The organism is Occallatibacter riparius, assembly GCF_025264625.1.
Lineage (GTDB): Bacteria > Acidobacteriota > Terriglobia > Terriglobales > Acidobacteriaceae > Telmatobacter > Telmatobacter riparius.
The window spans coordinates 1,789,046-1,812,531 of sequence record NZ_CP093313.1; the positions used below are offsets into that span (position 1 = coordinate 1,789,046).

The 23,486-nt window shown below is 62.5% G+C and carries 20 protein-coding genes; 11 read left to right on the forward strand and 9 right to left on the reverse strand.

What is annotated here, in order from left to right; all coding sequences use genetic code 11:
• Window positions 1-7 precede the first annotated feature (7 nt).
• A complete protein-coding gene (locus MOP44_RS07105) occupies window positions 8-2,038 on the reverse strand; it encodes a M13 family metallopeptidase (RefSeq protein WP_260795292.1) in 2,031 nt (676 codons plus the stop codon).
• A 268-nt stretch (window positions 2,039-2,306) separates the two neighbouring features.
• Between MOP44_RS07105 and prfA the strand changes: the two genes are divergently transcribed.
• Genes prfA through MOP44_RS07130 form a run of 5 tightly spaced genes read left to right on the forward strand, consistent with a single transcriptional unit; the run spans window position 2,307 to window position 6,704 of the window.
• Window positions 2,307-3,380 (forward strand): peptide chain release factor 1, encoded by a 1,074-nt coding sequence (gene prfA, locus MOP44_RS07110; protein WP_260795293.1) that lies wholly within the window; start codon window positions 2,307-2,309, stop codon window positions 3,378-3,380.
• On the forward strand, window positions 3,380-4,228 hold the full coding sequence (gene prmC, locus MOP44_RS07115) for a peptide chain release factor N(5)-glutamine methyltransferase (protein ID WP_260795294.1): 849 nt from the start codon (window positions 3,380-3,382) through the stop codon (window positions 4,226-4,228). Before prfA ends, prmC begins: the two co-directional genes overlap by 1 nt.
• Window positions 4,229-4,287: 59 nt before the next feature.
• Window positions 4,288-4,392 carry a translocated intimin receptor Tir gene (locus MOP44_RS07120; RefSeq protein ID WP_260795295.1) on the forward strand — a complete coding sequence of 35 codons (105 nt, stop codon included), beginning with the start codon at window positions 4,288-4,290 and terminating at the stop codon, window positions 4,390-4,392.
• Between the two features lie 40 nt (window positions 4,393-4,432).
• Window positions 4,433-5,758 (forward strand): GRP family sugar transporter, encoded by a 1,326-nt coding sequence (locus MOP44_RS07125; RefSeq protein ID WP_260795296.1) that lies wholly within the window; start codon window positions 4,433-4,435, stop codon window positions 5,756-5,758.
• 10 nt (window positions 5,759-5,768) lie between these two features.
• Window positions 5,769-6,704, forward strand: coding sequence for a carbohydrate kinase family protein (locus tag MOP44_RS07130; RefSeq protein WP_260795297.1), 936 nt, complete (start codon window positions 5,769-5,771; stop codon window positions 6,702-6,704).
• 9 nt (window positions 6,705-6,713) lie between these two features.
• On the opposite strand, the gene MOP44_RS07135 is transcribed toward MOP44_RS07130, so the two are convergent.
• The gene (locus MOP44_RS07135; protein ID WP_260795298.1) at window positions 6,714-8,570 is read right to left on the reverse strand and encodes an amidase; all 1,857 of its coding nucleotides are present in this window, start codon (window positions 8,568-8,570) and stop codon (window positions 6,714-6,716) included.
• A 150-nt stretch (window positions 8,571-8,720) separates the two neighbouring features.
• Between MOP44_RS07135 and MOP44_RS07140 the strand changes: the two genes are divergently transcribed.
• Entirely contained in the window at window positions 8,721-9,959 is a 1,239-nt protein-coding gene (locus MOP44_RS07140) for a glycoside hydrolase family 27 protein (protein ID WP_313901053.1), read from the forward strand.
• 153 nt (window positions 9,960-10,112) lie between these two features.
• Window positions 10,113-10,646 carry a superoxide dismutase family protein gene (locus MOP44_RS07145; protein WP_260795300.1) on the forward strand — a complete coding sequence of 178 codons (534 nt, stop codon included), beginning with the start codon at window positions 10,113-10,115 and terminating at the stop codon, window positions 10,644-10,646.
• A gap of 63 nt (window positions 10,647-10,709) precedes the next feature.
• Here MOP44_RS07145 and egtD read toward each other — a convergent pair whose 3' ends face one another.
• Window positions 10,710-11,690, reverse strand: coding sequence for an L-histidine N(alpha)-methyltransferase (gene egtD / locus MOP44_RS07150; protein WP_260795301.1), 981 nt, complete (start codon window positions 11,688-11,690; stop codon window positions 10,710-10,712).
• A gap of 36 nt (window positions 11,691-11,726) precedes the next feature.
• The gene (gene egtB / locus MOP44_RS07155) at window positions 11,727-13,058 is read right to left on the reverse strand and encodes an ergothioneine biosynthesis protein EgtB (protein WP_260795303.1); all 1,332 of its coding nucleotides are present in this window, start codon (window positions 13,056-13,058) and stop codon (window positions 11,727-11,729) included.
• A gap of 316 nt (window positions 13,059-13,374) precedes the next feature.
• Here egtB and MOP44_RS07160 point away from each other — a divergent pair, with 316 nt between their 5' ends.
• Both MOP44_RS07160 and MOP44_RS07165 read left to right on the forward strand, forming a co-directional pair.
• Window positions 13,375-14,211: a tetratricopeptide repeat protein gene (locus tag MOP44_RS07160; protein WP_260795304.1), complete on the forward strand. Its 837-nt coding sequence runs from the start codon at window positions 13,375-13,377 to the stop codon at window positions 14,209-14,211.
• 99 nt (window positions 14,212-14,310) lie between these two features.
• Entirely contained in the window at window positions 14,311-15,114 is an 804-nt protein-coding gene (locus MOP44_RS07165) for a DUF5666 domain-containing protein (RefSeq protein WP_260795305.1), read from the forward strand.
• Between the two features lie 75 nt (window positions 15,115-15,189).
• Here the strand turns inward: MOP44_RS07165 and fabG are convergent, their stop codons facing one another.
• Entirely contained in the window at window positions 15,190-15,936 is a 747-nt protein-coding gene (fabG, locus tag MOP44_RS07170) for a 3-oxoacyl-[acyl-carrier-protein] reductase (protein WP_260795306.1), read from the reverse strand.
• Between the two features lie 573 nt (window positions 15,937-16,509).
• On the opposite strand from fabG, the gene MOP44_RS07175 reads away from it, so the two are divergent.
• Window positions 16,510-17,157 (forward strand): PadR family transcriptional regulator, encoded by a 648-nt coding sequence (locus tag MOP44_RS07175; RefSeq protein WP_260795307.1) that lies wholly within the window; start codon window positions 16,510-16,512, stop codon window positions 17,155-17,157.
• Complete coding sequence (locus MOP44_RS07180) at window positions 17,154-18,182, forward strand: hypothetical protein (RefSeq protein WP_260795308.1); 1,029 nt, start codon at window positions 17,154-17,156, stop codon at window positions 18,180-18,182. The genes MOP44_RS07175 and MOP44_RS07180 overlap by 4 nt, the downstream gene beginning before the upstream one ends.
• A gap of 201 nt (window positions 18,183-18,383) precedes the next feature.
• Here MOP44_RS07180 and MOP44_RS07185 read toward each other — a convergent pair whose 3' ends face one another.
• The 4 genes from MOP44_RS07185 to MOP44_RS07200 all read right to left on the reverse strand — a co-directional run bounded on the left by MOP44_RS07185 (window position 18,384) and on the right by MOP44_RS07200 (window position 23,382).
• Window positions 18,384-20,819: an ABC transporter permease gene (locus MOP44_RS07185; RefSeq protein WP_260795309.1), complete on the reverse strand. Its 2,436-nt coding sequence runs from the start codon at window positions 20,817-20,819 to the stop codon at window positions 18,384-18,386.
• A gap of 224 nt (window positions 20,820-21,043) precedes the next feature.
• Complete coding sequence (locus tag MOP44_RS07190) at window positions 21,044-21,652, reverse strand: HD domain-containing protein (RefSeq protein ID WP_260795310.1); 609 nt, start codon at window positions 21,650-21,652, stop codon at window positions 21,044-21,046.
• Between the two features lie 109 nt (window positions 21,653-21,761).
• Complete coding sequence (locus tag MOP44_RS07195) at window positions 21,762-22,379, reverse strand: HNH endonuclease (protein ID WP_260795312.1); 618 nt, start codon at window positions 22,377-22,379, stop codon at window positions 21,762-21,764.
• Between the two features lie 13 nt (window positions 22,380-22,392).
• Window positions 22,393-23,382, reverse strand: a complete 990-nt coding sequence (locus tag MOP44_RS07200; protein WP_260795313.1) for a ComF family protein — start codon at window positions 23,380-23,382, stop codon at window positions 22,393-22,395.
• Window positions 23,383-23,486 lie beyond the last annotated feature (104 nt).

Below are 23,486 nucleotides of genomic sequence, written 5' to 3' on the forward strand. Positions count from 1 at the left end.
CCGCCGCTTACCAAACCACGCAGCGCTCCGCATCCGGTCGAACCATCGCGTCACCCGGCTTGCAGCTGAACGCCGCCCCAAACGGCGGGAAATTCGACATCGGCCCCAGCACGCGATACTTCGCCACTGGGTGCGGATCGCCCTGTACCATCAATTTCTGCGTCTCCGGCCTCGTCTCGTCGCCGCGAAACTGCCCCCACGCGATGAAGAACTGCTGGTCGGGCGTGAAGCCGTCTATTTTCTCGCTCGACTGCCCCTGCGCCGTCTTCTTGAACGCCAGGTAAGCGATCTTCAGCCCCGCTAGGTCGCCGATCGACTCGCCCAGCACCAGCTTGCCATTGATGTGGATGTTGTCCAGCCCGTCGATTGTGTAGCCGTTGAACTGCTTCACCACGCACGCGGTCTTCGCCTCGAACTTCTTCGAGTCGTCGGCGGTCCACCAATTGCTCAGGTGTCCGGTCGCGTCGAACTGCGCTCCTTCGTCATCGAACCCGTGCGAGATCTCGTGCCCGATCACAACCCCGATTGCGCCGTAGTTCACCGCGTCCGCGTACTTCACGCTGAAGGCCGGTGGCTGCAAAATGCCCGCGGGAAACACGATCTCATTCATCAATGGGTTGTAGTAGGCATTCGACGTCGGCGGCGTCATACCCCAGCGGCCGCGGTTCACGGGCTTGTTGATTGTCGACCAGTTATCCTTAACCCCGAATCGCGACCCGGCGATGAAATTGGCAAAGTGGTCATCGCGCGTGATCGTCACCGACGAGTAGTCCTTCCACTTGTCGGGATAGCCGCTCTTCACCGTGAAATGCGCCAGCTTGTCGATCGCCTTCTGCTTGGTCGCCGGCGTCATCCAGTCCAGCCCTTCGATCGTGTCCTGCATGGCCGACAGAATGTTCGACACCATCGTCTGCGCCCGCTGCTTCGCCTCAGGCGGGAAATACCGCTTCACATACTCCTGACCTAGCGCTTCGCCCAGCATCTGGTCCGTCATTTCAGCGCACCGCACATCGCGCGGCTTGAGTTCGCCTACGCCCGCAAGCTGTTTCTGGTAGAAGTCGAAATGCGCATCGACAAACGGATCGGAGAGCACGTCGGCCGCGCTATTGAGCACCTGCCACTTGAGATAGGTCTTCCACGCCGCAATTGGTGTCGAAGTAAGCTGACGCTCGAATTCCGCCATGAAGTTAGGCTCATTGATATTGATCACTCCCGGGGCAACGCCCGCTCCGGAGAAATACGTCGTCCAGTCAAAGTGCGGCGTCATCTTCTGCAGAGCGTCGAGGTTCGCTATGTGATCCGTCGAGTGCGGGTCGCGCAGCGCGACATTATCGAGAGTGGCCTTCGCCAGGGCTGTTTCAAAATCCATCACCGTCTGCGCTGCTACCTTCGCCTCTGCATCCGAAGAACCCGCGAGAGTGAAGATCTTTGCCACGTAGACCAGATACTTCGCGCGCGCGTCCACAAAGCGCTGCTCGGTCTTCACGTAGTAGTCGCGGTCCGGCAGCCCCAGCCCGCCCGAACCCACCTGCGCAATCACGTTTTCAGGATCATGCTGGTTCTGATTGCCGTAGAAAACAAACGGGACCATGGCGCCGATCGAGTGCAGCTCGCGAATCTCCTGCTGCAGCCCGGCATTGTCCTTGATCGCGTCAATCGCCGTCAGGTACGGCTTGAGCGGCGTAATACCGGCCGCGTTGATCGCCTTCACATTGGTGCACGCCGCGTAGAAGTCTCCCGTGAGCTGGGCCGTCGACCCCTTGGGCTGGCCCGGCTGGGCGGAGACTTCGTTGAGGATGTCACGGAGCTGGTACTTGTTCTCTTCGCCAGCCTTCCAGCGGCGGCTCCAGCGGTCCATCGAAGCCGGAATCGGGTTCTGCGCGCGCCAGGTGCCGTTCGAAAACTCGAAGAAGTCATTGCAGGGAGCGGCCTTGCGGTCCAGGTCGCTCATCTCCGGCCCCTGCAGGGATGATGTCTGCGCGAATGCGAGCCCGGTGGTGATAAAGGCGATGAAAATCATGAATTTGAAGCGGTTCATAAACCCTCCTGCTAGCTGCCAGCCATTCTCCACGATCAGGCCCCTCCTCGCGTGGGAAATGGGATCGAATTCAGCCACCGTGCCTCAAAACCGGTCCACGATCCAGATGCCTTGGAACCAGATTCGCGATAGAATAAAGAGGATGGCACTGCACCAGCCCGTCCCGGCGCTCCTCTAGCGGCCCCCGCCGCCACACACTCCTGCGCCCCTTTTCCTGAAACACTGTGATTTGCATCAGCCGCGCCGGTTCGCGCCGTGAGGACTCAAAATGATTGATCGCCTGGAACAGATGGAGCAGCGCTATACGGAACTGCAGGCGCAGTTCGCGCTGCCTGAAGTGCTCAACGACCACGAGAAATATCAAAAGATCGGCAAGTCGCTGCGCGAAATCGAGGCGCCCGTCGAGAAATACCGCGAGCTGAAGCAAGCCAAGCAGGGCCTGGCTGACGCCAAAACCATGCTGGCCGAGAGTGACCCCGACCTGCGCGCCATGGCCGAAGAGGAGATCGCCGCGCTCGACCCCAAGGTGATTGCACTCGAAGAAGAACTGAAGATCCTTCTGCTGCCCAAAGATCCGAACGACGAAAAGAACGTCATCGTCGAAATTCGCGCCGGCACCGGCGGTGATGAGGCCTCGCTCTTCGCAGCCGAAATCTTCCGCATGTACACCCGCTTCGCCGAGCAGCATCGCTGGAAGGTCGAAGTCATGTCGCTCTCCGAGTCCGGCGTGGGCGGCTACAAGGAAGTCATTGCCATCATCGAAGGCGACCGCGTCTACTCACAGCTCAAGTACGAGAGCGGCGTCCATCGCGTGCAGCGAGTGCCCGCCACTGAAACCCAAGGTCGCGTGCACACCTCCGCTATCACCGTCGCGGTACTGCCAGAGGCGGAAGACGTCGATATCAAAATTGAAGCCAAAGACCTGCGCATCGATACCTTCTGTTCCTCGGGCCCTGGGGGTCAGTCCGTCAATACGACCTACTCCGCCGTCCGCATCACGCACCTGCCTACCGGCACCGTGGTGAGCTGTCAGGACGAGAAGTCGCAGATCAAGAATCGCGAGAAGGGCATGCGCGTCCTGCGTTCGCGTCTCTATGAAGTGGAGCAGGAGCGCCAGAACGCCGAACTGGCCGCCGCTCGCAAATCGCAGGTCGGCTCCGGCGACCGGAGCGAGAAGATCCGCACCTACAACTTCCCGCAGAACCGCCTCACCGACCACCGCATCGGCCTCACGTTGCACCAGCTTGACCTCATCATGGAAGGCCGCCTGCAGTCCATCGTCGATGCGCTGATCGCGCACTACCAGGCCGAGCAGTTGAAGGCGGAGACGCAGGCGGCATAATGACTCTCGACGAGTGGCTGCGGCAGGGCACGGCGCAGCTTGCGGCGGGCCCTCACCCTGAGCGCGCCCGCCGTGATGCAGAGGCTCTGCTGCTGCACCACATCAGCCGCAATCGCGCATGGATGCTCGCCCACGGCAATGAGGAGTTCGGTAGCTGCAGCGCCCTTGGCTATGCCGCGCTGCTCGATCGCCGGCAGCGCGGCGAGCCCATTCAGTACATCATCGGCGAAACGGAATTCTACGGGCTGTCCTTCAAGGTCACGCCCGCCGTCCTCATTCCTCGCCCGGAGACCGAGCACTCCGTAGAGAAGATCATCGAGCTCTGCCGTGCCATCGAAAATCCGCGCATCGTTGACGTCGGCACCGGTTCCGGCGCAATCGCCGTTACGCTCGCGCATACACTCCAGCAGGCCCAGGTAACCGCAACCGACTTTTCTGCGGAAGCTCTAGTGATCGCTAAGCAGAACGCCGAAAAGAACAACGCTTCGGACCGTGTTCGCTTCCTCGAGGGCGACCTTCTCGCACCCGTCCGCGGGGAGCACTTCGAAATCGTCGTCTCGAACCCACCCTACATCTCGACCGACGACCGCGGCACCCTCGATGTAGAAGTCCGCAACCACGAACCCCACACCGCCCTCTTCGCCGGCCCCGACGGCCTCGCAATTTATCGCCGCCTGATCCCGCAGGCCCTCCAAGTCCTCGTCCCCGGTGGCCACATCGTCCTCGAAATCGGCTACGACCAGCGCGACGCGGTCCACGACCTTCTCGCCGCAAGCGGCTACACCAACGTCGAATTCGTGCCCGATCTGCAGGGCATCGCACGCGTGGCCGTCGGCCAGCACCCTTGACACTGCCCGCGCCCCGCCCGTACGCTGCGGCCAGAGGAGTTCCGGAGGCTGACGCGCGTATGACCCAACGATCCCAGGCACGGGCAGTCCTTACCGACAGCCACTTCCTCATTCCCGCCGCCGTTTTTCTCGCAGGCATCACCTTGCTCGTGCTGATGCATTAACGCCGCTCGCAGCGCAATCCAACCAAGGAGCCCTGAGCGCATGAGCGCGCAGCCGCAGGTACCGTCTCAAACTTCAAACACGATTCGCGTTCATTCACGGCACGCTCTCGGTGTGCTCTGCGGCATCGGCGCGGGCGTGTGGCTTGGAGCAGCCGAGGCGCCCACCAAGCTCGTCAACACGGGCCTCTCGCCTTACGCCATCTCGCTCTGCATGGTGGCCGGCGTTTTCACTGCGCGCTGGAGCCTCCCCACTCTGCTCAAAGGCACGCGCTCCGTCTTCCGCGATCTCGGCTGCAACCGTCAGCTCATCCCCTTCGCCATCCTCGCCGGAATGCTCTGGGCCGTAGCCAACACCCTCACGGTCTTCGCCATCCGCGACGTGGGTCTGGCCATCGCATTCCCCTTATGGAACACCAACTCCCTAATCGGCCTACTCTGGGGTCGCCTTCTCTTCGGCGAGCTCAAAGGGGCGAGCGCTGCCAACACCATCAAAGTTGTTCTGGGAACCGTCGCCATCGTGGCCGCGGCCATTATGCTCGGCTTCAGCACCATGCACGGCGGCAACGTTCACCCCACCCACGCATTCAACGGAATCCTCGCCGCTCTTGGCGCAAGTCTGCTGTGGGGGTCGATGTACATCCCCTATCGCAAGGCCTACCTGAGCGGAATGAATCCGCTCTCGTTTGTCACCATCTTCACCATAGGCGAGCTCATCACCATGTTCGCGCTGGTTCTCGCCTTTGACGGCGGTCTGCATGCTGCGGTATTCCATTCTTCCGTCGTCACGCCCATGCTGTTCTGGCTCTTCCTCGGCGGATTCGTCTGGGTCGTCGGCGACCTGTTTCAGCAATACGCCACCAAATATCTCGGCATCGGGCGCGGCATCCCACTCTCCAATACCAATCAGCTCTGGGGTCTCGCCTGGGGCGCGCTCGTTTTTGGCGAACTGGCGCACGCCGACGCGACGCATCGCCTGCTTGTTGTGGGCGGTTCTTTAGCAATGATCTTCGGCGCTATGGCCGTGAGCACAGCGGTAGCGACGGAACGCGAGTCGGCCTCCACCCACGAAGCCATCGAGCGCGAGTGCGCCCGCTACGGCCTCGCTCGCGAAGACGTGATCCATGCCTACAACGGCACGGGCAGTCAGGGACGTCGCGAGTGGTGGGACTGGCTCATCCTCGCCTGCGCCGCCGGCGTCTTCATCGCACTCGCAATGAAAGCCGGTGTGCCGGCCCTCGCCATGCATTACGGATGGACCGTAGCTCTCACGCTCACTCTAGTCGTCAGCGCCGTCGTGTGCGGTTTCGGCCTGAGCCGCAGGCACGGTACGCCGCGTTCCAGCGATCAAGACGTAAAGAACACGTAAAATTGTGAGCATGCCTGAACTTTCCGTGGTGGATCTCGTCGGTGTTGGACTCAACGCCACGGACACGCTCATTCCTCTCGACGAATTTCCTGCGCGCGGCTCGAAGGTGGAGTTCGCGCCGGTTCCCCTGATGCCGGGCGGCCAGACCGCCAGCGCAGTAATTGCGTGCCAGTCCTGGGGACTATCAACCCGCTATGTGGGCAAGTTGGGGGACGACGACGCCGCGCGGCTCCACGCACACGAATTCGCGCGCCTCGGCGTCGACGCGCGCCTCATCGAAGTCGCCAACGCTGCGAGCCCGCAATCAATCATCATCGTCGACGGCGGCGGTGAGCGCACCGTGATCATCCGGCGCGACGACAGGCTCCAGCTCACCGCCTCTGACATCCAGCGCGAATGGATCGTCAACGCGCGATCGCTGTTGGTGGACGGAATTGAAGCCGAAGCAGCAACGCAGGCAGCGCAGTGGGCGCATGATGCCGGAGTGCCGGTCATCGCCGATCTCGACGAAGAATACGACGGCGGCGACGAACTGCTTGCGTGCGTCGACTACCTGATCGTGAGCCGCGATTTCCCGGTGCACATGACCGGCGAGCACGACCTGGCACGCGCTCTACGAATCCTGCGTAACGAGTACAGCTGCAAGCTCACGGCAGCGACCCTGGGCCAAGACGGCGTGATCGCCTGGGACGGCGAGCGCTTGCTGCATCGCGCCGCGTATCGCGTGCCGGTTGTCGATACGACCGGCGCAGGCGACATCTTCCACGCCGGGTTTATCTACGGCCTGCTGCAGTCGTGGCCCCTCGAGCGCCAGCTCGACTTCGCCTGTGCCGCCGCCGCCCTCAACTGCACCTGCAGCGGCGCGCGCGGCGGCATCCGCACCGTTGCCGATGTGGAGAAGCTGATGGCACACACACCGCGGTACGAGACCGCCATCATCCCGTAGGAAGCCCCGTCAGAACCCCGCCGGCCGCTCTCCCGCCACATTGAACGCCGCCTCCAGCGCGATCCCAGCCTGGCACAGCGCGCCTTCATCGAACAGCCGCCCGATCAGCGTAATGCCATGCGGTACACGCCGCGGCGGCGAAAACTTCGGCAGCGGATGCGCAGGATCAGGAGCCCAGTCGCTGCGGGCCTCGCTGACTTCGACAAACCCCGCGCGCAGCGTCAGTGACGGATGCCCCGTGTTGTTCGAGATCACCAGCATCTCATCGCGCAAGGATGGCACCAGCAGCAGATCCACCTGTGCCATCACGCGCGCCATCTCCTCCGCGACCTTGCGGCGGAAGCGATCAGCCTGCACAAAGTCCACGGCCGACAAAAAGCGCGATTGCCGGAAGACGTTCGGCCACGCATCCGGCACCTGCGCCTTGAGCATGTCCAGCTTGTGCCCGAGCACCAGATCGTCGAATGCCGCAGCCGCCTCCGCAAACAGCATCAGGTTGAGCGAGTCGTAGGGCCAGTCCGGCAACGACACCTCCACCAGTTCCATGCCAAGCTTCTTCACGGTCTCAAGCGCGGCCCGGTCCACATAAGTCGCCGGAGCCTCCTTCATCCACTGCGGGAAGTAGCCCACGCGCAAGCCCTTCACCTCCGCGCCCACGTGAAAGCTGAGCGTGCTGGGCACTGCAGCAACATCGCTCCCATCCGGTCCGCTGATGGCGTTGAGAACCAGAATCGTGTCTTCCACGCTCCGCGCCATGGGGCCGAGCTTGTCGAGTGACCAGCACAGCGTCATCGCTCCCGTGCGCGCCACTCGCCCATACGTCGGCCTTAACCCCGTGACCCCGCAGCGCATCGAAGGTGAAACGATGCTGCCGCCGGTTTCGCTGCCGATCGCGAAGCCAACCAGCCCCGCAGCAGTCGCTGAGCCTGGCCCGGCGCTCGATCCCGACGAGCCTTCCTCCAGCAGCCACGGATTCATGGTCTGCCCACCGAACCAGATGTCGTTCAGCGCCAGCGCACCGAGGCTAAGCTTTGCCACCAGCACCGCGCCTGCAGCATTCAGCCGCGTAACCACCGCGCTGTCCTGCTTCGGCACGCGATCGCGATATGGTTCCGCGCCGTAGGTCGTTGCGATTCCCGCCGTGTCGAGCAGATCCTTTGCACCCCACGGAATCCCGTGCAGCGGCCCGCGATAGTTTCCAGCGGTAATCTCCTTGTCGGCTCGCCGAGCCTGCTCCAGAGCGTGGTCGCGCGTCAGTGTGATCACACAGCGCAGCTTGGGATCGAACCGCTGGATTCGGGCAAGATAAATTTCCGTCAGCCGCTCCGATGTGATGGCCTTCGACTCGATCCATCGCGAGAGCTGCGTCACTGGCGCAAACGCGATCTCCTCTTCGCTGGCCGGCAGCGGCTTGCCGGTGGCAAGACTTCGGGTGAAGCCTATCTCGCCCAAGGGCGCATCCGTTGCACGGCTATGTGAGAACGAGCCGTCGCCTTCAGCGTGAACGACTGGCATCACGCTCGCCGGATCCCAAACCGTCGCCGGCGCAACCGACTGCAGCATCTCCAGCTTGCGCGGCCCGGTGCGCAGCTCATAATTCGGCGCCATCTGCATCCGCCAGTTGCTCGCGGCCTGATTGCGCTCCCGCTCCGTCATTTCGAACTGCACAAGCTTCTCGGCATGGGCAAAATCGTCAGCCGAGACCTCCGGCCCCACCGCAGCAGCAGTGCCGAAGGCCGGCGGCGCGCCTGGCGTTGCAGGCTGCTGGCTGGGCGGCGCCTGCGCCTTCCCGGCGGCAGAGGTAAACGCCGCAGCAATCGCGGCTGCGGAACTCGAGGCGAGGAATTCTCTGCGGGAAGCGGGCATCTTCTTCCTTTCAATTCTGCTCGGGGTGCGGGGAACGGCTGATTCCGTGAGCCTGATTATAAGCAGCCACGGCCGGCTTCCCGCCCATTGCCCAAATCCAGTCCGGCGCAGTAGCATTGCGCTCTGAAATCGTTTTCAGGAGATAGCCTCATGCGAACTTCCCTTCTTGCCTGTCTTGCTGTGCTTGGCTTCAGTTCAGCCGCCGCAATGGCCCAAACGCCGGCTCCAACTCACGTCACCCACAAAACGCAGTCCATGCCCGCGCCCACCGTCGCATTGACACCGCCCATGGGCTGGAACAGCTGGAACTACTTCGCCGGCAAGGTGACCGACAAGGACATTCGCGACTCTGCCGACCAGATCGTCGCCAGCGGCATGAAAGACGCGGGCTACATCTACGTCAACATCGACGACACCTGGGAAGGGAAGCGCGATGAGAACGGCGTCCTGCACACCAATGAGAAGTTCCCAGACATGAAGGCACTCGCCGACTACGTTCACTCGAAGGGGCTGAAGATCGGCATCTACTCCGGTCCCGGAACCAAAACCTGTGCCGGCTACGAGGGCTCGCTCGGCCATGAAGAGCAGGACGCAAAGATGTACGCCGAGTGGGGCATCGATTACCTCAAGTACGATCTGTGCAGCTTCATCCCCGACGTGATGCACAAGCAGGCGCCCAACGATGAAGCAGCCCAGATGCGTCTCATGCACGCAGCTTACGAGAAGATGGGCAAAGCGCTCAAGGCTACCGGGCGACCTATCGTCTTCTCGCTCTGCCAGTATGGATGGGATTCGCCGTGGGAATGGGCTCCGGCCTTGGGCGGCAATTCCTGGCGCACCACCGGCGACATCGAGGCGAAGTGGGATTCGATGTACACGATCCTGAGCCAGCAGGCTGGTCTTGAGAAGTACGCCGGGCCCGGCCACTGGAACGATCCCGACATGCTCGAAGTAGGCAACGGCAAGCTATCTCTCGCCGAGAACCGCACCCACTTCACCATGTGGGCCATGCTCTCCGCGCCGTTGCTCGCCGGCAACGATCTGCCCCACATGAAGCCCGAGATCAAGGACATCCTCACCAACAAAGAGGTCATCGCGCTCGACCAGGACAAGCTTGGCCGTCAGGCTTCGCGCGTCTACTCCGACGGCGAAGTGGATGTGTGGCTCAAGCACCTCTCCGGGGGTGCCGGCGCGATTGCGATTCTGAATGCGGGCAGCGACCGCGTCTCGACGCATCCGTTCCATCTGAGTCTCACCAGGCTTGGCCTGCACGGGCCTATGCACGCCAAGAACCTCTGGACAGGCGAAGATGTGGAAATCCGTGACGACATGCCCATCGAGATCAAGAGCCACGACGTGTTGCTGCTGAAGGTGGCTGCGGCGAAGTAGCGCTTACACATAATGGATCAGGGGAGCGGCTAACTCGCTCCCCTTTCTCTTTTCAGCGCGACAGACACCAGACTGGTGCTTGGATACCTCTCGCCGCAGGTGGTACCATCCAGCCGTCTACCATCTGCGATACCCCACCAGGAGGCAATGCTCATGCATTCTCGCACCGCCCAACTGCTTTGCGGGTTGTTCTGCGTCTCTCTCGCCGTGTCGGTGGCGAACGCCGCCGCTCCCAAGTCTGCCCATGCCGACATCGTCAATGCCCAGGGCACCAAGGTCGGGACCGCCAAAATCAGCACTAGCGGAAGCGGCGTCAAAATTTTCGTGAAGGTCTCAAACCTGACGCCCGGCGATCACGGCATTCACATCCACAACGTCGGCAAGTGCGATGCCCCAGACTTCAAAACCGCCGGACCGCACTTCAACCCCACCAGCGCGCATCATGGCATCAACAACACGCAGGACCCCAAGCCCCACCTGGGCGACCTCGCCAACCTGACCGTGAAGCAGGACGGAAGCGGCAGTGCCAGCTTCACCGTCAACGGCATCACGCTGGCCGACGGCACCAACTCCCTCTTCCACGACGGCGGCACCGCACTCGTCATTCATGCCAAGGCCGATGACATGATGTCCGACCCTTCCGGCAACTCCGGCGACCGCATCGCCTGCGGCGTCATTATGAAGTAGGATCGCTGAAGATAGAAAGGCGTCTCCGCCACGAGACGCCTTTCTATTTATCGGTACGAGAAGCTACACCGCCGCTGCCAGGTGCACGCCGAACCAGCCGCGCTCGTCCGTCCAGGTGTGCTCAGCTCCAAATCCCGCGGACCGCAGCAGCGCCTCGGCCTGGCCCGGCCGATATTTGTAGCTGTTCTCGGTGTGAATGGTCTCACCGCGGCGGAAGCAAAGGTTCAGCTCCAGGTTCGGAATCTGCACCGCCTGTCCGATACGGCTCTCCAGGTGCATCTCAATCCGCGAGTGAGTGGGATTCCAAACGGCCCGGTGCGCAAAGGCGTCCAGATCGAAGTTCGCCCCGAATTCGCGGTTCAGTCGCACCAGAATATTCTTGTTGAAATCCGCCGTCACCCCCGCTGCATCGTCATATGCGTCCAGCAGCGTACTCTGGTCCTTCACCAGGTCAACACCCAATAGAATCGAATCTCCGGCGCGGAGCGCAGAACGCACGTTGCGCAGCAGCCCCGCCGCCTCATGCGGCTCAAAATTGCCGATGCTCGACCCGATGTAGATCACCATGCGGCGATGCCCGAACAGCGGCGGATCCAGTGTGAACGCGTGCGTGTAATCCTCCACGCGCGGACTCACCAGGACACCTGGAATCTCCGCCTCAATCCTCTGCTGGGCTTCCGCCAGAGCCGTAGCCGAGACGTCCACAGGCTCGTAGAGCACCGTATCCTGGCGTTCCACTGCCGCGCGCAATAGGATCCGCGTCTTGTCGCAGGAGCCCGCACCCAGTTCGACAAGCTGGAGCGCCTCGTTGCCGGCCGCCGCGGCAACAATCTCTTCCGCACGCTGGCTCAGGATGCCGCGTTCCGTGCGCGTCACGTAGTACTCAGGCAGCTCCGTGATCTGGTCGAACAGCCGCGAACCGGCCGCGTCGTAGAAAAGCCAGGAGGGCAGCCACTTCGGTTGTGACACCAGTCCTTCAGTCACAGCCGCCGCCATCCGCTTATCCGGTTGTAAGCTGTTCAGGGGAAGCGAGATTGTTGTCATGCCAACTTTCTTGGATGCAGCTTTGGTTGCAATACGTTAGCTTGCCAGCCGGATACCCGAAAACTGCCACCGGATATCCGGCGCGAAAAAGTTTCGATAGCTGGAACGAATATGTGCCGTTGGCGTTATGCACGACCCCCCGCGCAGCACCATCTGACCGCTCATGAATTTTCCGTTGTACTCGCCCAGCGAGCCCGGCAGCGGCCGGAACCCTGGATATCCAAGGTATGCCGAAGCTGTCCACTGCCAGCAGTCGCCAAACAGCTGCCAAGGACGCTGGAAAGGAACCGGCGCCTCCGGTACGAGCACCTTCCCACGCGGCGGCTTCCGCAGGACCTCCTGCTCGACGAGCTCGCTTGCCGGCATGGTCATAAGCGTGCCCGAATCGAGCAGATTTCCCGTAATCAACCGACCTTCCGCGGCGGCTTCCCATTCAAATTCGGTCGGCAGCCTGTATCCAGCCCACCGCGCGTAAGCCTCCGCCTCATAGAAGCTCACCTGGCTCACCGACGCATTCTTCATCTGTGTCAGCGGAATCTCCCCACGCAAGGTAAAGACAGTCCATTCGCCGCTGCCGCTCGACCAGTAAAGCGGCGCGTTCCATCCGTGCGCCTGGACTGCATTCCATCCATCGCTCAGCCAGAGCTCGGGCCGTCGATATCCGCCGTCTTCAATGAACTCCGCGTATTCGCCGCATGTCACCAGCCGCTCGGCCAGCCCATAGGGCTCCAGCCACACCCGGTGCCGCGGCAGCTCGTTGTCGAAGCAGAACGTCTCCCCAGCGTGCCCCGCCTCGAGAAGACCGCCTTCGAAGCGGAGAAACTGCAGAGGGGCCGCCGATCCGGCCGCACGCAACGGAGCCTCCAGCTTTCGATAAGCCGGGCGTAGCGGATTGGTAAAGAAGGCGTGCAGGATGTCGGTCAGCAGCAGCTCCTGGTGCTGCTCTTCGTGGTTCGCGCCCAGTTCGATCCGCTTCAGGACTTCCGGCTCGGGGCTCTGGTCCAGCAGTTGCTCCACTGCCTCATCCACGTGCGCTCTGAAGCGAAGGATCTCCTCCAGACCCGGCCGTGAGAACGAGGACCGCAAGCGCTTCTCAGGGAATGCCGCGAATGTCTGGTAGTAGCTGTTGAACAGCCACACAAAATCCGGATGGAACGGCTGGTAACCGGGCACGAACTCCCGCAGCACGAACGACTCGAAGAACCACGCGGTGTGGGCGAGGTGCCACTTGGCGGGCGAGGCCTCTGGACACGATTGCACCATCATGTCCTCGGGCGTCAGAGGCTCGCACAACGCCATAGTCCGGCGTCGAACCTCACGGAAACGCTCCGCCACCGTGGTCGACGGGGCGTTCGTTTGTGCACTCATAGGGGTAGTCGTGCTCATCGTGCGGTTCCCTCGTGCAGAAGAGTGTACCTCACACCTGTTACCGACGGGCTGCAAGTTGGTGCAGGCCGGTCGATTCCAGGCCGTTCAGGGAGCCGAAGCACCACGTCACCATCGAGCGACTGCAGGGATTTCGGGGGCCCATTCTGGCCGAAGTTTTGACCAGTTCAAAGCTCTTGGATGCCGCTTAACAGATTCGGTAGCAGAAGAAATCAATTTAGTGGTTTAATTGCCAATTAACCAAGACGCGCGCCGTAAACGACGAGCGCCCACGTTCCTTCGCCGTAAAGGAGGGAATATGAGTAGGCATCGTTTTTCTGGATGGCCATCAGTATGGCTGGCGGGGCTTGCATTTGTCTTGCAGCCGTCGATGGGTCCTGCCCAGGCCCCGGTCCAGCAGGCAGCTGTTCAACAGCCGGAGCAGACTGCGCCCAAGGCACAGGAGTTTCAGCCCACCCCCGAGCAGATGGGCGACTCCCTCATGGCGCATCAGCGCTATCAGGCCGCAATCGAGGAATACAAGAAAGCCGCGCCCACATCCATCTCAGCCCTGAACAAGATGGGAGTGGCCTACCAGCTCATGTTCAACACTAACGATGCCACCAAGTGCTACCAGGCCGCCCTTAAGCGCGATCCGAAAAATGCTATTGCCTGGAACAACATGGGCTCGGTCTACATGACCGAGAAGCTCTATGCCACAGCGGAAAAGACCTATAAGAAAGCGGTCAAGCTCGATCCCAAGACAGCCCTGTTCCGCAAAAACATGGGCACCGCCATGCTGGCCCAGCACAAATACAAGAAGGGTTGGGCGGAGTATCAGGCCGCCCTTGCCATGGACCCGAATATCTTCAGCCACAATGGCAATATCCGCGTCGAAAACCCCAGCACCATCCAGGACCGCGGAGCCATGAACTTCTACATGGCCAAGGGCTGCCTGAAGGCGGGCATGACTGAGAAGGCCATCTATTACCTCCGGCTGGCCCTCAACGAGGGATTCACCACGCCGAAGAAGATCCTGGCGGATGCTGAACTCGCCCAGCTCCAAGACAACCCGGAGTTCCAGCAGATGATGGCGGCACAGGGCGTCTATCTCAACGGCGACCCGTCTTCTGCACGGCCGCAGGTCCGGCAATAGCCGCCTAAAGCAACGACCTTAGGAGGGCAAGCTCCTCTCCGTCGTCTCTACTCCGCGAAACCGCGTCTATCCTAATGAAGCAGTCTCCTGGGGGTAGCCGTGCATCTTCGTCCTGTTGTCCTCTTCGCGCTCGCAGTTGTGCTCACTTCCACAGCATTTTCACAGGACGCTCCTTCACCCGGGCCGGGGCAGTTGCAGTCGGATCAGTCCGGTCCGCGCGGCCGCGGCTGGAGCGGTGGCGGCATGGGCATGGGTTCCGGCATCATGGGAACCGTCACCGAAGTGGCCTCCGACCACCTCACCATCAAGAATGAGGCCGGCGAGAGCTGGACCATCAACTACAGCGTCAACACGCGGATCATGAAACAGGCGCCGCGACCCGCTGGGCAGCCCGGCGTCTCCAACCAGGCCGGTTCGCCTCCCTCCGGTGATCGAACCTACGGCCACGCCATGGGCATGGGCGGAAATCCTCCCTCCGCCATCAAGGCCAGTGAGATCAAGGTGGGAGACACCGTAATGGCCGGTGGCGAAATGAACCGGGATGCCAGGTCTGTTGGCGCCGTGGGCATCATGGTCCTCGACCCCGAGCGCGCCCGGCAGATGCGCGAGATGCAGGCCAACTTCGGCAAAACCTGGCTACTCGGCCGTGTGACGGCCATCAATGAAACCACCGTAAGCATCCAGGGCGGCCCCGACAACGCGTCGCGGACATTCGTCGCCGACGAGAACACCACCTTCCGCCGCCGGCGCGAGCCGATCACCCTGGCGGACATTCAAGTGGGTGACACAGTGCGTGTCGACGGCGCGCTGAAGGCCGGTCAATTCGTAGCAACCGCGGTGAGCGTTATGACACCGCAGGGAATGGGCGGCCAGACACCGAGGCAGGGGCCGCCGCCACAATAAACCCCGTTTAATCGGCCCATGAAACTGAAGGGTGTGGGGAGTATCTTTCTATTCCCTAGTCCCTGTTCCCTGCCTTCACCCCATGTACATCCCGCCGTTCACGTCCAGCACGTGCCCGGTGATGTACGCAGCCGCGTCCGAAGCTAGAAATGCCACTGCTCCGGCAATATCCTGGTCGCTTCCCGCCCGGCCTAGTGGAATCGAAGCCAGCATCGAATTGCGGAGCTCTTCGCTCAACACGTGGGTCATCGCCGTCTCGATATATCCCGGCGCCACTGCGTTCACCGTGATGCCGCGCGAAGCCAGTTCCCGCGCCAGCGACTTGGTCATGCCGATCATCCCAGCCTTGGATGCAGCGTAGTTCGCCTGCCCCGCCTGCCCGGCGCGGCCCACCACGCTCGTGATGTTGATAATGCGCCCCCACCGGTTCTTGAGCAGCGGCCGCAGCAGCGCCTGCGTGAGCAGGAACGCGCCGGTCAGGTTCGTGGAAATCACATCGTCCCAGTCAGCGCGCTTCATCTTCATCGCCAGGTCGTCGCGCGTGATGCCCGCGTTGTTCACCAGGATTTCGACCTTGCCGAGTTTGTCGAGCACGGCCTTGGCTCCGTTCTTGATCGACTCCTCGCTTGCCACATCCAGTGCGAACGCGGCAGCCTGCCCACCGGCAGCTTCGATCTCCGCAGCTACCTCGGCGAGCTTGGCCTCGTTCCGGGCTGCCAGAGCGACGGTCGCCCCCTGGCGAGCTAGTTCGAGCGCGCATGCCCGCCCAATTCCCTGTGAAGCGCCGGTCACCAGCGCGATTCGTCCCTGCAGATTTGCCATCTCTCTTTCCGCTTTCCGGCGCATGCCACACAAGGACAGCGCACATTCAAAAGTCATTATAGGGAGTGCACCTGTGGCCGCTCGGTTTCTGCTTCGTAAGAAGCGTGGAGGGAGAAAGGGCTGCGGGGCAGGGGGCGGTACAAGCTGCAGAACGATGGACGGGGGTCCGCGCGGGCGAAGGGCTCCGGTGGCCTGAATTTGGACCGTATTAGTCTGATTATTATCAATGGGTTAGCGCGCCGGGGGGGGGGGGGGGGGGGGGTAGTGCCCGATGAGACTTCGAAGATGGGGGAGGGTGCCCCGGAGATCAGCCTGATCTCATGTCGAACGGGTGGAGCTGGCGAAATTACTCCAGAAGTCAAAGATAACGGGTCGATCATGAGAAATCGGTGACGGGAGTCACGTGGTGTTTGCCGCCCAGCGTTGTCAGTATTCCCATTCTCAATCGTTCGAGATCTTCGGGGAGGGGGTGGGTAGGGGTCGCAGTCGCTGCGCATGTCTCTCCTTCGAAGGGTTTTAAATCGAATATAGCTCGAGCGATATAGTGTTCATGATATAGTTCATATGAACTATATGACTATCGAGCTTGGGATTTGGGAAATCGCCGTCCTCGCCCTCCTCCGGGAGGCCCCCCTGCACCCCTACCAGATGCAGCGCCTGCTGCAAATCCGGCACAAGGCGGAGCTCCTTGCGCTCAAGCGCGGTTCGCTGTACCACGCCATCGCTCGCCTGGTGAAAGCTGAGTTGATCGCGGTGGAGGGCACGGGCCGAGAGGGACGCCGGCCGGAGCGGACCACCTATCGCGTCACCGAGAAGGGGGTAGAGGCGTTGGGGGAGGGGTTGCGGCGGATGGTGGCCGAGCCGCGCCGCGAGTCGTCAGAGTTCATGGCGTCGATGAGTTTCCTGGTTTATCTGCCGCCGGCTGAGGCGGCGGAGCGGCTGGAAGAACGCGCGCAGCGCCTGGAGGCCGAGATTGCGGCCCGCAAGGCCGGGCTGGTGGGGGCGTCTGCTTTTCTGCCGCGCATTCATCTCGTGGAGAGCGAATACCTGATTGCGATGCTCACGGCGGAGCTTGGGTGGGTGCGCGGCCTGGCGGATGACCTCTGGTCGGGCGATCTGGACTGGAATCTGGACCAGATTCTTGCTCACACCCAGGCGGAGCGCGCGCAAGCCGCCGAGCAGGCCGCCGCGAAATCCAACGCGGGAAGGAAAAAGTCATGATTGCTGAAGCCAATCCTCTGCCTGTTGCCCTGGTAGAAGCCAAGCCGCGCTTTCGGGGGCCGATCTGGACGCTGGTGTTCCTGGCCCCGGTGATCGCCGAGGTGCTGAGCGGATCGACGCGCACCAGCATTTTGTTCGTGCTGCTGCCGGAGATGATGGTGTGGGGCGTGGGCGCGCTAATGTGCCGGGAAATGGTTCGGCGCTGGAGGGCCGGTGGTCTGAGCCTCTTGCTACTGGGCCTGGCTCTCTCCATTGCTGAAGAATTCCTCATCCAGCAGACCTCGATCGCGCCGCTGCCGTTCCCGGGGATGCATGCGGACTACGGCAGGACGTGGGGGATCAACTTCATCTGGCTGCTGGCGATGCTGGGCTTTGAAAGCGTGTGGGTTGTGGTGGTGCCGGTGAAGGTGACGGAGCTCTTGTTCCGGAAGCGGCGGGAGCAGGCGTGGCTGCGGCAGCGCGGCTGGATGGTTTGCGGGGTGGTGTTCCTGCTGGGCTGCCGGATTGCGTGGTACGGGTGGGTAAAACAGGCGCGGCCACGGTTGGGAGCGGCTCCGTACGATCCGCCGCTGAGTTTGGTGGCGGGCGGTCTGGCGGCCATCGCCGCGCTGATCGCGCTGGCCTACCTGCTGCGCGGCGTGGGCGGGCCAAAGGCTGAGGGGAAGACTGCTCCGGCGTGGCTGGCAGGCATTGTGGCGCTGGTGATGGGCGCGGCGTGGTTCGAGCTGATTGGCATGAGCTTCCAGCCTCATCCGGTGGAGCCGTTCACGATGGCGATTGCGCTGGGAGTGGGATGGGCAGCGGCGGCGCTGGCGCTGTTTACCTGGTGGACGAGCCGCCGGGCGTGGGGCGATGTGCATACCTTCTGCGCCTGCTGGGGAGCGACGCTGGGCTGCCAGGCGGCGCCCTACCTGACCATAGCGACCTGGCCGAGGATCGATGTCATCGGGAAGGTGGTGTTCGATCTGGGAGCGCTGGTGTTATTTGTTTGGCTGGGGAGGAAGGTGCGGCTTGGATCGGATTAGTCTTCCCTGGCCGGAATGAGTGAAAAACAAGAACAAAAGCGGGTTCTTCGCTGCGCTGCTCCTCTATGGGGAAACGGACTGCCAACTGCAGTCATACATGGCGCACGGCGGCACCCAAGCCGATGACAATAGCCGGACATCCGGAAGCGCGGGTGTGGACACCCGCGCCATAGCCGGTCCGGAGACGGGCGCTATCGTACTTCACTCGTACCTTAGGGCCTTCATGGGGCTTACTTTGGTTGCGCGCCGTGCCGGAATCAGGATCGCCAGGAACGCCATCGCCACCAGCACGGCCGCGCCGCCCGCAATCGCCAGCGGATCAGCCGGATGCACTTCGAAAAGGAGTCCGCCCATCATCCGGGTAACCACGGGAGCCAAGGCGACTCCGATCGCCAAGCCGATAGCGATCGTCGTCATGCCGCCGGCGATCATCATGCGCAGCACCTTGCCGCGATCCGCGCCCAAGGCCATGCGCACGCCGATCTCCACCTGGCGCTGCGCCACTCCGTACGATGTCACGCCGTAGATTCCGACGCCGGCCAGCGCCAGCGCCAGACCCGCGAACACCTCCAGCAGAATGAGCGCCAGTTTCCGGCGCTGCACTGACTCGCCCATCACCTCGGTCATGGTGCGCACTCGATATACAGGCAGGTCCGGATCGATTGAGGCGACCTCCCGCTGAATGGTCGGAGCCAGGCTCATCGGATCCCCGCTCGTCTTCACCGCAAGCGTCATCCCGTTGAACGGAACTTGCGCCTCGGGGACGTACACCTCGACACGCGAGCGCGCCTCGAGCGTGCGGTTGCGTACGTGCCGCACTACGCCCACCACTGTCATCCATGGGCTCTTCGACTGGATGCCGCCAAAGTGCAGCCGCTTGCCAACCGCGTCCTGCCCGGGCCAGAAGGTCTGTGCCAGGCTCTCATCCACCACGGCTACACGTGGTGCGCCATCGGCATCGCGCGTTTCAAACATCCGACCGGCGACCAGCCCGACTCCCATGGCCTTGAAGTAATCCGGCGTTGCCGTGCGCGTGTCCGCTTCCGGCGTCTGCTGATCCAGCGGCACAGATTGCGTATCAATGGTTACGGTGCCCGAGCCGCCCGGATCTCCCAGCGGGAGGGCTGACACGGCGCCGGCAGCCTGAACGCCCGGCAGCCTCTGCACGCGATCCACCAGCGAGTTATAGAAGCCGCGCACCTGCTCCGGCTTGCCGTAAACCGCCCCCGGCAGCGAGACGCGCATAGTCAGCACGCCATCGGCTTTGAAGCCAGGATCGACCTTGAGCACCTCGGCAAAACTGCGCAGCAGCAGCCCGGCGCCAACCAGCAGCAGCAGCGAAATCGCCGTCTCGCAGACCACCAGCGCGTTCCGCATCCGCTTGGGATGTTTGCCTTCCGTGTTGCGGCCTGTACGAAGCGCATCGAAATTCCGCTTGCGAGCGGCCTGCAGCGCCGGCGCCAAGCCGAACAGGATTCCAGTGAGGACCGCCGCGCCCAGCGCAAGCGCAAGCGCACGCATGTCGATCGAGGCATGCACCGTGCGGGGAAGCGACTTGGCCGCAATCGCCACCAGCCCCTTCAACGCCAGCGGCGTAAGCGCAAGCCCGAGAGCGCCGCCCGCCAGCGCGAGCAGCACGCTTTCCGTCAACAACTGCCGAGCCACGCGCCGTCCGCTTGCCCCCAGCGCGATCCTTGTCTCCATCTCACGCTGCCGTTCCGTGGCGCGCGTCAGCAGCAGGTTGGCGATGTTTACGCACGCGATCAGAAGCACCAAAACTACTGCCGCCATCAGCACCAGCAGCGACGGCTTCACATCTCCCACGGTCTCCTCGAGCAGCGGGTGCAGAATGATTCCAAAGTTGAACTTCGTGTAGGGATACGAAGCGTGCTGTTCGATGATGGTTCTGCCGGCGCGGTCCATGTCAGCCTGCGCCTGGGCGAGCGACACACCGTTACGCAGGCGGCCGAGCACTTCCAGCCCATGATTGCCGCGGCTGTTCTCGCTCAGGTCGGCGGGCGCAAACGCCAGCGGAGCCCAGATCTCCGTCTCGCTGGGATAGCTGAAATCGGCGGGCATAATGCCCACCACGGTCATCGGCGTGCCGTCGATGTCGACCGTACTGCCCACCACGTTGGGATTGGCCCCGAACACGCGCCGCCACAAGCCGTAGCTCAGCAGGACTTCTTTCTCGCGCCCCGGCTGCGCCTCCTCGGGCAGGAACGTGCGCCCAATCGCTGCCTTGGCGCCCAGCATGCCGAACAGGTTCGGTGAAACTGCCGCGCCCAGCACACGCTGTGGGCTGCCCTTCACGCCGAGATTGATGGAGTCCGCCTCCATGGCCGCCAGGTCGCTGAAACTGTGATTCAGCTGCTGCAGGTCCTGGAACTCCGGCGCAGAGATCCAGTTCTGGTCATTGGGCGAGCCGATGCCGGTGAATCGCGTCCACACCTTGATGAGCTGCTCGGGCTTCTCATAGGGGAGGGGGCGCAGCAGCACTGTATCCAGAACGCTGAAGATCGCGGCATTGGCCCCGATGCCGAGCGCCATGGTGAGCATCACCAGCAGTGCAAAGCCAGGCTTCTGGAGCATCTGGCGAAACGCGAAACGCACATCCTGCAGCAGCACTCTCATCATCGACCTCCGGGGTAGTCTACGGCGCAACCGTGTTTCGCAGATGAGCCGCGACAAACGCCCCTCGTGGGGAATCCAGCTGATCCTGAGAGCAGCTACGCAGCCAAAGCTAACGAGGTTCCTTCTCTGAAAACAGGCTACTTAGGAAGGAGGCGGGTCGAGTCGGCTTGTCCGCGCGCGGAAAGAATGGCCGAAAACGGACACTTCGGCCCTGCCAGTCGATCGACCTAGAACAGCAGTTCACCGGCCTCGCTCTCGATCGCTTCCAGAAAAGCCCGCATCGCCGCGATCTTCGGCTCCGCGAGCTGACGAGCCCGCGGCAGCCGGATCTTCTCCGGCAACTTCTCCACCGCTCTCCGCAAAACCGGCACCACGTCGGAGTAGTTCCTATACCGCGAATCCCGGCCCACCTTCACGACGGCCCGCAGCACTCCCACTGCACCCAGTTGCTCCAGGATGTCAGCGTCCCGGAGCAGGATTGCCTCAATGGCTGCGGGAGCGTCTTGCGGCTGATGAGTCCGAATCGCCTCAGCCACTGCCTCCACCTTCTCCGCCGGGAAACCCCAAGCCGGCAGCAGCTCGCGACATTTCGCGATCGTGTAGGGCACGTGGTTCCAGCACGCCAGTTCTTCGGGATCAGCCGGCCGATGGCCGAGGAAGACGCCGAGATCATGCATCCAGGCCGCGGCAAACACGATGTCGTCGTCGAAGTCCGTACCCTGACCTATTTCGATCGCCAACTCGTACAGTCTCGGCTGATGCCCGAACTTGTCCTGCGGCGCAGCCTCTGCGCGAATGTATTCGATAACCGCCTGCCGCCAATCCTGAGCGCCCATGTACCTCCAGCATCGCACCCCATCCGGGGTCCTGCCCAAAACGAAAAGCCCTCAGGAACTGCGCGCATCCGGAGGGCTTTGCTTCTCTATTTGTTGTCCCCAGTCGCTCTCAATAGAACAGATACTTCCGCCACCGATCATCGCCGCGGCCCAGCATGCGCATGATCTGGCGGCTGGTATGGAGGCTGAACGGCTTCGGCTCGCGCAACAACATCATGTCGTCGAGTTCGTGGAGCATGCGGTTGCCCTTGCGGCGGTTGCAGGCGTGGCAGCAGGCGACGAGATTCTCCCAGGTCGAGTTGCCGCCGCGCGAACGCGGGATCACGTGATCGAGGGTCAGCTCGCTCGACGGCAGGACCACGCCGCAGTACTGGCAAGTATTACGATCGCGCAGCAGGATGTTCTTCCGCGACAGGGCCCTCGTCTGGTGAGGAATACGGCGATATTCAAGAAGACGGATCACCGAGGGCATGGCGACGCGGCTGCGCTGCGCATGAAGAGTCAGCCCGTGCTCCTCTTCGGTGCGCGCAATCCCTTTGAGCACCAGCACGAGTGCACGCCGCGCGCCGCAAATATTAATGGGCTCATACGACGCGTTCAGCACCAGCACAGGCATCTGCAGCATGTGATTGGAGTGCGATACAGCCGCTGCCTCTCCCACGTGGGCAGCGGCACGGGCAATTGCTTTCTGTTTCCTCGCATGAATCATGGCTTTTCCCAGCGACATAGCGATGGCCTCATCAAATGACTTCAGAAGATGAATGCTCGTTGGCGTTGGCCGGCGTGTCGAGCGTGCCGGGGCCTCCCGTTATCTCGACCGTACTGGTCCCGTGTGTACCTGTTTTGTCCGTGTCGTCGAACTTGCCGGCTTCAATATCTCGAGCCGCCGACATCGGAAATGCTCGTCCCGCGCGTGCCAGCGTCGCCACCCACACGCTCTTCGCTCCTGCGCGCTTCAAAGCTCTCGCGGCTGAGCGGGCTGTCGCACCCGTGGTCAGGATGTCGTCCACTAGCAGCACATCGCGGCCATTCACCGCTCCGGTATCCGCCACCTCGAACACAGCCCGCATGTTCAATCGCCGCTGCCGTGTGGTCAGGCCCGCCTGTGATTTCGTGAGCCGCGCGCGAAGCAGCGCCTTAGTCTCAAGCTTCAGCTTCCATTCAGGGCGCGTACTTTTCAGTGCCGCAATCGCGTATTCGGCCAGCGCGAGAGCCTGGTTAAACCCGCGCTCCTTCTTCTTGCTTCGATGCAGAGGCACAGGAATCACCAACAATTCCGCCGGGGCCACGCCATTCAGCTTGAGGATCGCCTGGGCCAGCATCCCGCCCAGCCGCCTGGCGGCCGGATGCAGCCTGTCGTACTTCAGCGCATGAATCGCCTCCCGCATGCGCTCCTCATAAACCCCATACGCCACTGCACGCTCAAAGTCCGGCGGCACGTTGAAGCACGCGCGGCACATGCCATCGCGAGGCCGCGCTTCCTCCGCGCTGGGGAGGGGGTCGCCGCAACGTACGCACGCAACGCCGCTCAAGGCGGGCATCTCAACCCAGCAAACATCGCAAATTGGCACGGATGAAAGACGCGGCAGAGGAGAGCCGCAAAGAGCACAGCAGGAAGGGAATAGCGCGGACCCGGCAGCGTCCAGCGGACTTCGCAAGACGCGAACCACAGCCCGCCATGCGGATGTCCGCGACGCGGACTCGGCCGCCGATGGAACGTCGAACGTCATGGAACCGGAGTCCCTGCGGAAGACGCACCTCTATTCGGAAGGCGCCAGGACGTGCCGCCTTCCCCTATATGATTACGCCGAACCAGATCAGGTGGCAAGCACGG

Bases quoted from the DNA above. Each gene is read 5' to 3' on its own strand.
- egtB (WP_260795303.1), bottom strand. From the start codon at position 13,058: ATGAGTGCACAAACGAACGCCCCGTCGACCACGGTGGCGGAGCGTTTC.
- MOP44_RS07190 (WP_260795310.1), bottom strand. From the start codon at position 21,652: ATGGGCGCTCAGGATTGGCGGCAGGCGGTTATCGAATACATTCGCGCA.
- MOP44_RS07185 (WP_260795309.1), bottom strand. From the start codon at position 20,819: ATGATGAGAGTGCTGCTGCAGGATGTGCGTTTCGCGTTTCGCCAGATG.
- egtD (WP_260795301.1), bottom strand. From the start codon at position 11,690: ATGACAACAATCTCGCTTCCCCTGAACAGCTTACAACCGGATAAGCGG.
- prmC (WP_260795294.1), top strand. From the start codon at position 3,380: ATGACTCTCGACGAGTGGCTGCGGCAGGGCACGGCGCAGCTTGCGGCG.
- fabG (WP_260795306.1), bottom strand. From the start codon at position 15,936: ATGGCAAATCTGCAGGGACGAATCGCGCTGGTGACCGGCGCTTCACAG.
- MOP44_RS07180 (WP_260795308.1), top strand. From the start codon at position 17,154: ATGATTGCTGAAGCCAATCCTCTGCCTGTTGCCCTGGTAGAAGCCAAG.
- MOP44_RS07160 (WP_260795304.1), top strand. From the start codon at position 13,375: ATGAGTAGGCATCGTTTTTCTGGATGGCCATCAGTATGGCTGGCGGGG.
- MOP44_RS07120 (WP_260795295.1), top strand. From the start codon at position 4,288: ATGACCCAACGATCCCAGGCACGGGCAGTCCTTACCGACAGCCACTTC.
- MOP44_RS07200 (WP_260795313.1), bottom strand. From the start codon at position 23,382: ATGACGTTCGACGTTCCATCGGCGGCCGAGTCCGCGTCGCGGACATCC.
- prfA (WP_260795293.1), top strand. From the start codon at position 2,307: ATGATTGATCGCCTGGAACAGATGGAGCAGCGCTATACGGAACTGCAG.
- MOP44_RS07145 (WP_260795300.1), top strand. From the start codon at position 10,113: ATGCATTCTCGCACCGCCCAACTGCTTTGCGGGTTGTTCTGCGTCTCT.
- MOP44_RS07175 (WP_260795307.1), top strand. From the start codon at position 16,510: ATGACTATCGAGCTTGGGATTTGGGAAATCGCCGTCCTCGCCCTCCTC.
- MOP44_RS07140 (WP_313901053.1), top strand. From the start codon at position 8,721: ATGCGAACTTCCCTTCTTGCCTGTCTTGCTGTGCTTGGCTTCAGTTCA.
- MOP44_RS07105 (WP_260795292.1), bottom strand. From the start codon at position 2,038: ATGAACCGCTTCAAATTCATGATTTTCATCGCCTTTATCACCACCGGG.
- MOP44_RS07130 (WP_260795297.1), top strand. From the start codon at position 5,769: ATGCCTGAACTTTCCGTGGTGGATCTCGTCGGTGTTGGACTCAACGCC.
- MOP44_RS07135 (WP_260795298.1), bottom strand. From the start codon at position 8,570: ATGCCCGCTTCCCGCAGAGAATTCCTCGCCTCGAGTTCCGCAGCCGCG.
- MOP44_RS07125 (WP_260795296.1), top strand. From the start codon at position 4,433: ATGAGCGCGCAGCCGCAGGTACCGTCTCAAACTTCAAACACGATTCGC.
- MOP44_RS07195 (WP_260795312.1), bottom strand. From the start codon at position 22,379: ATGTCGCTGGGAAAAGCCATGATTCATGCGAGGAAACAGAAAGCAATT.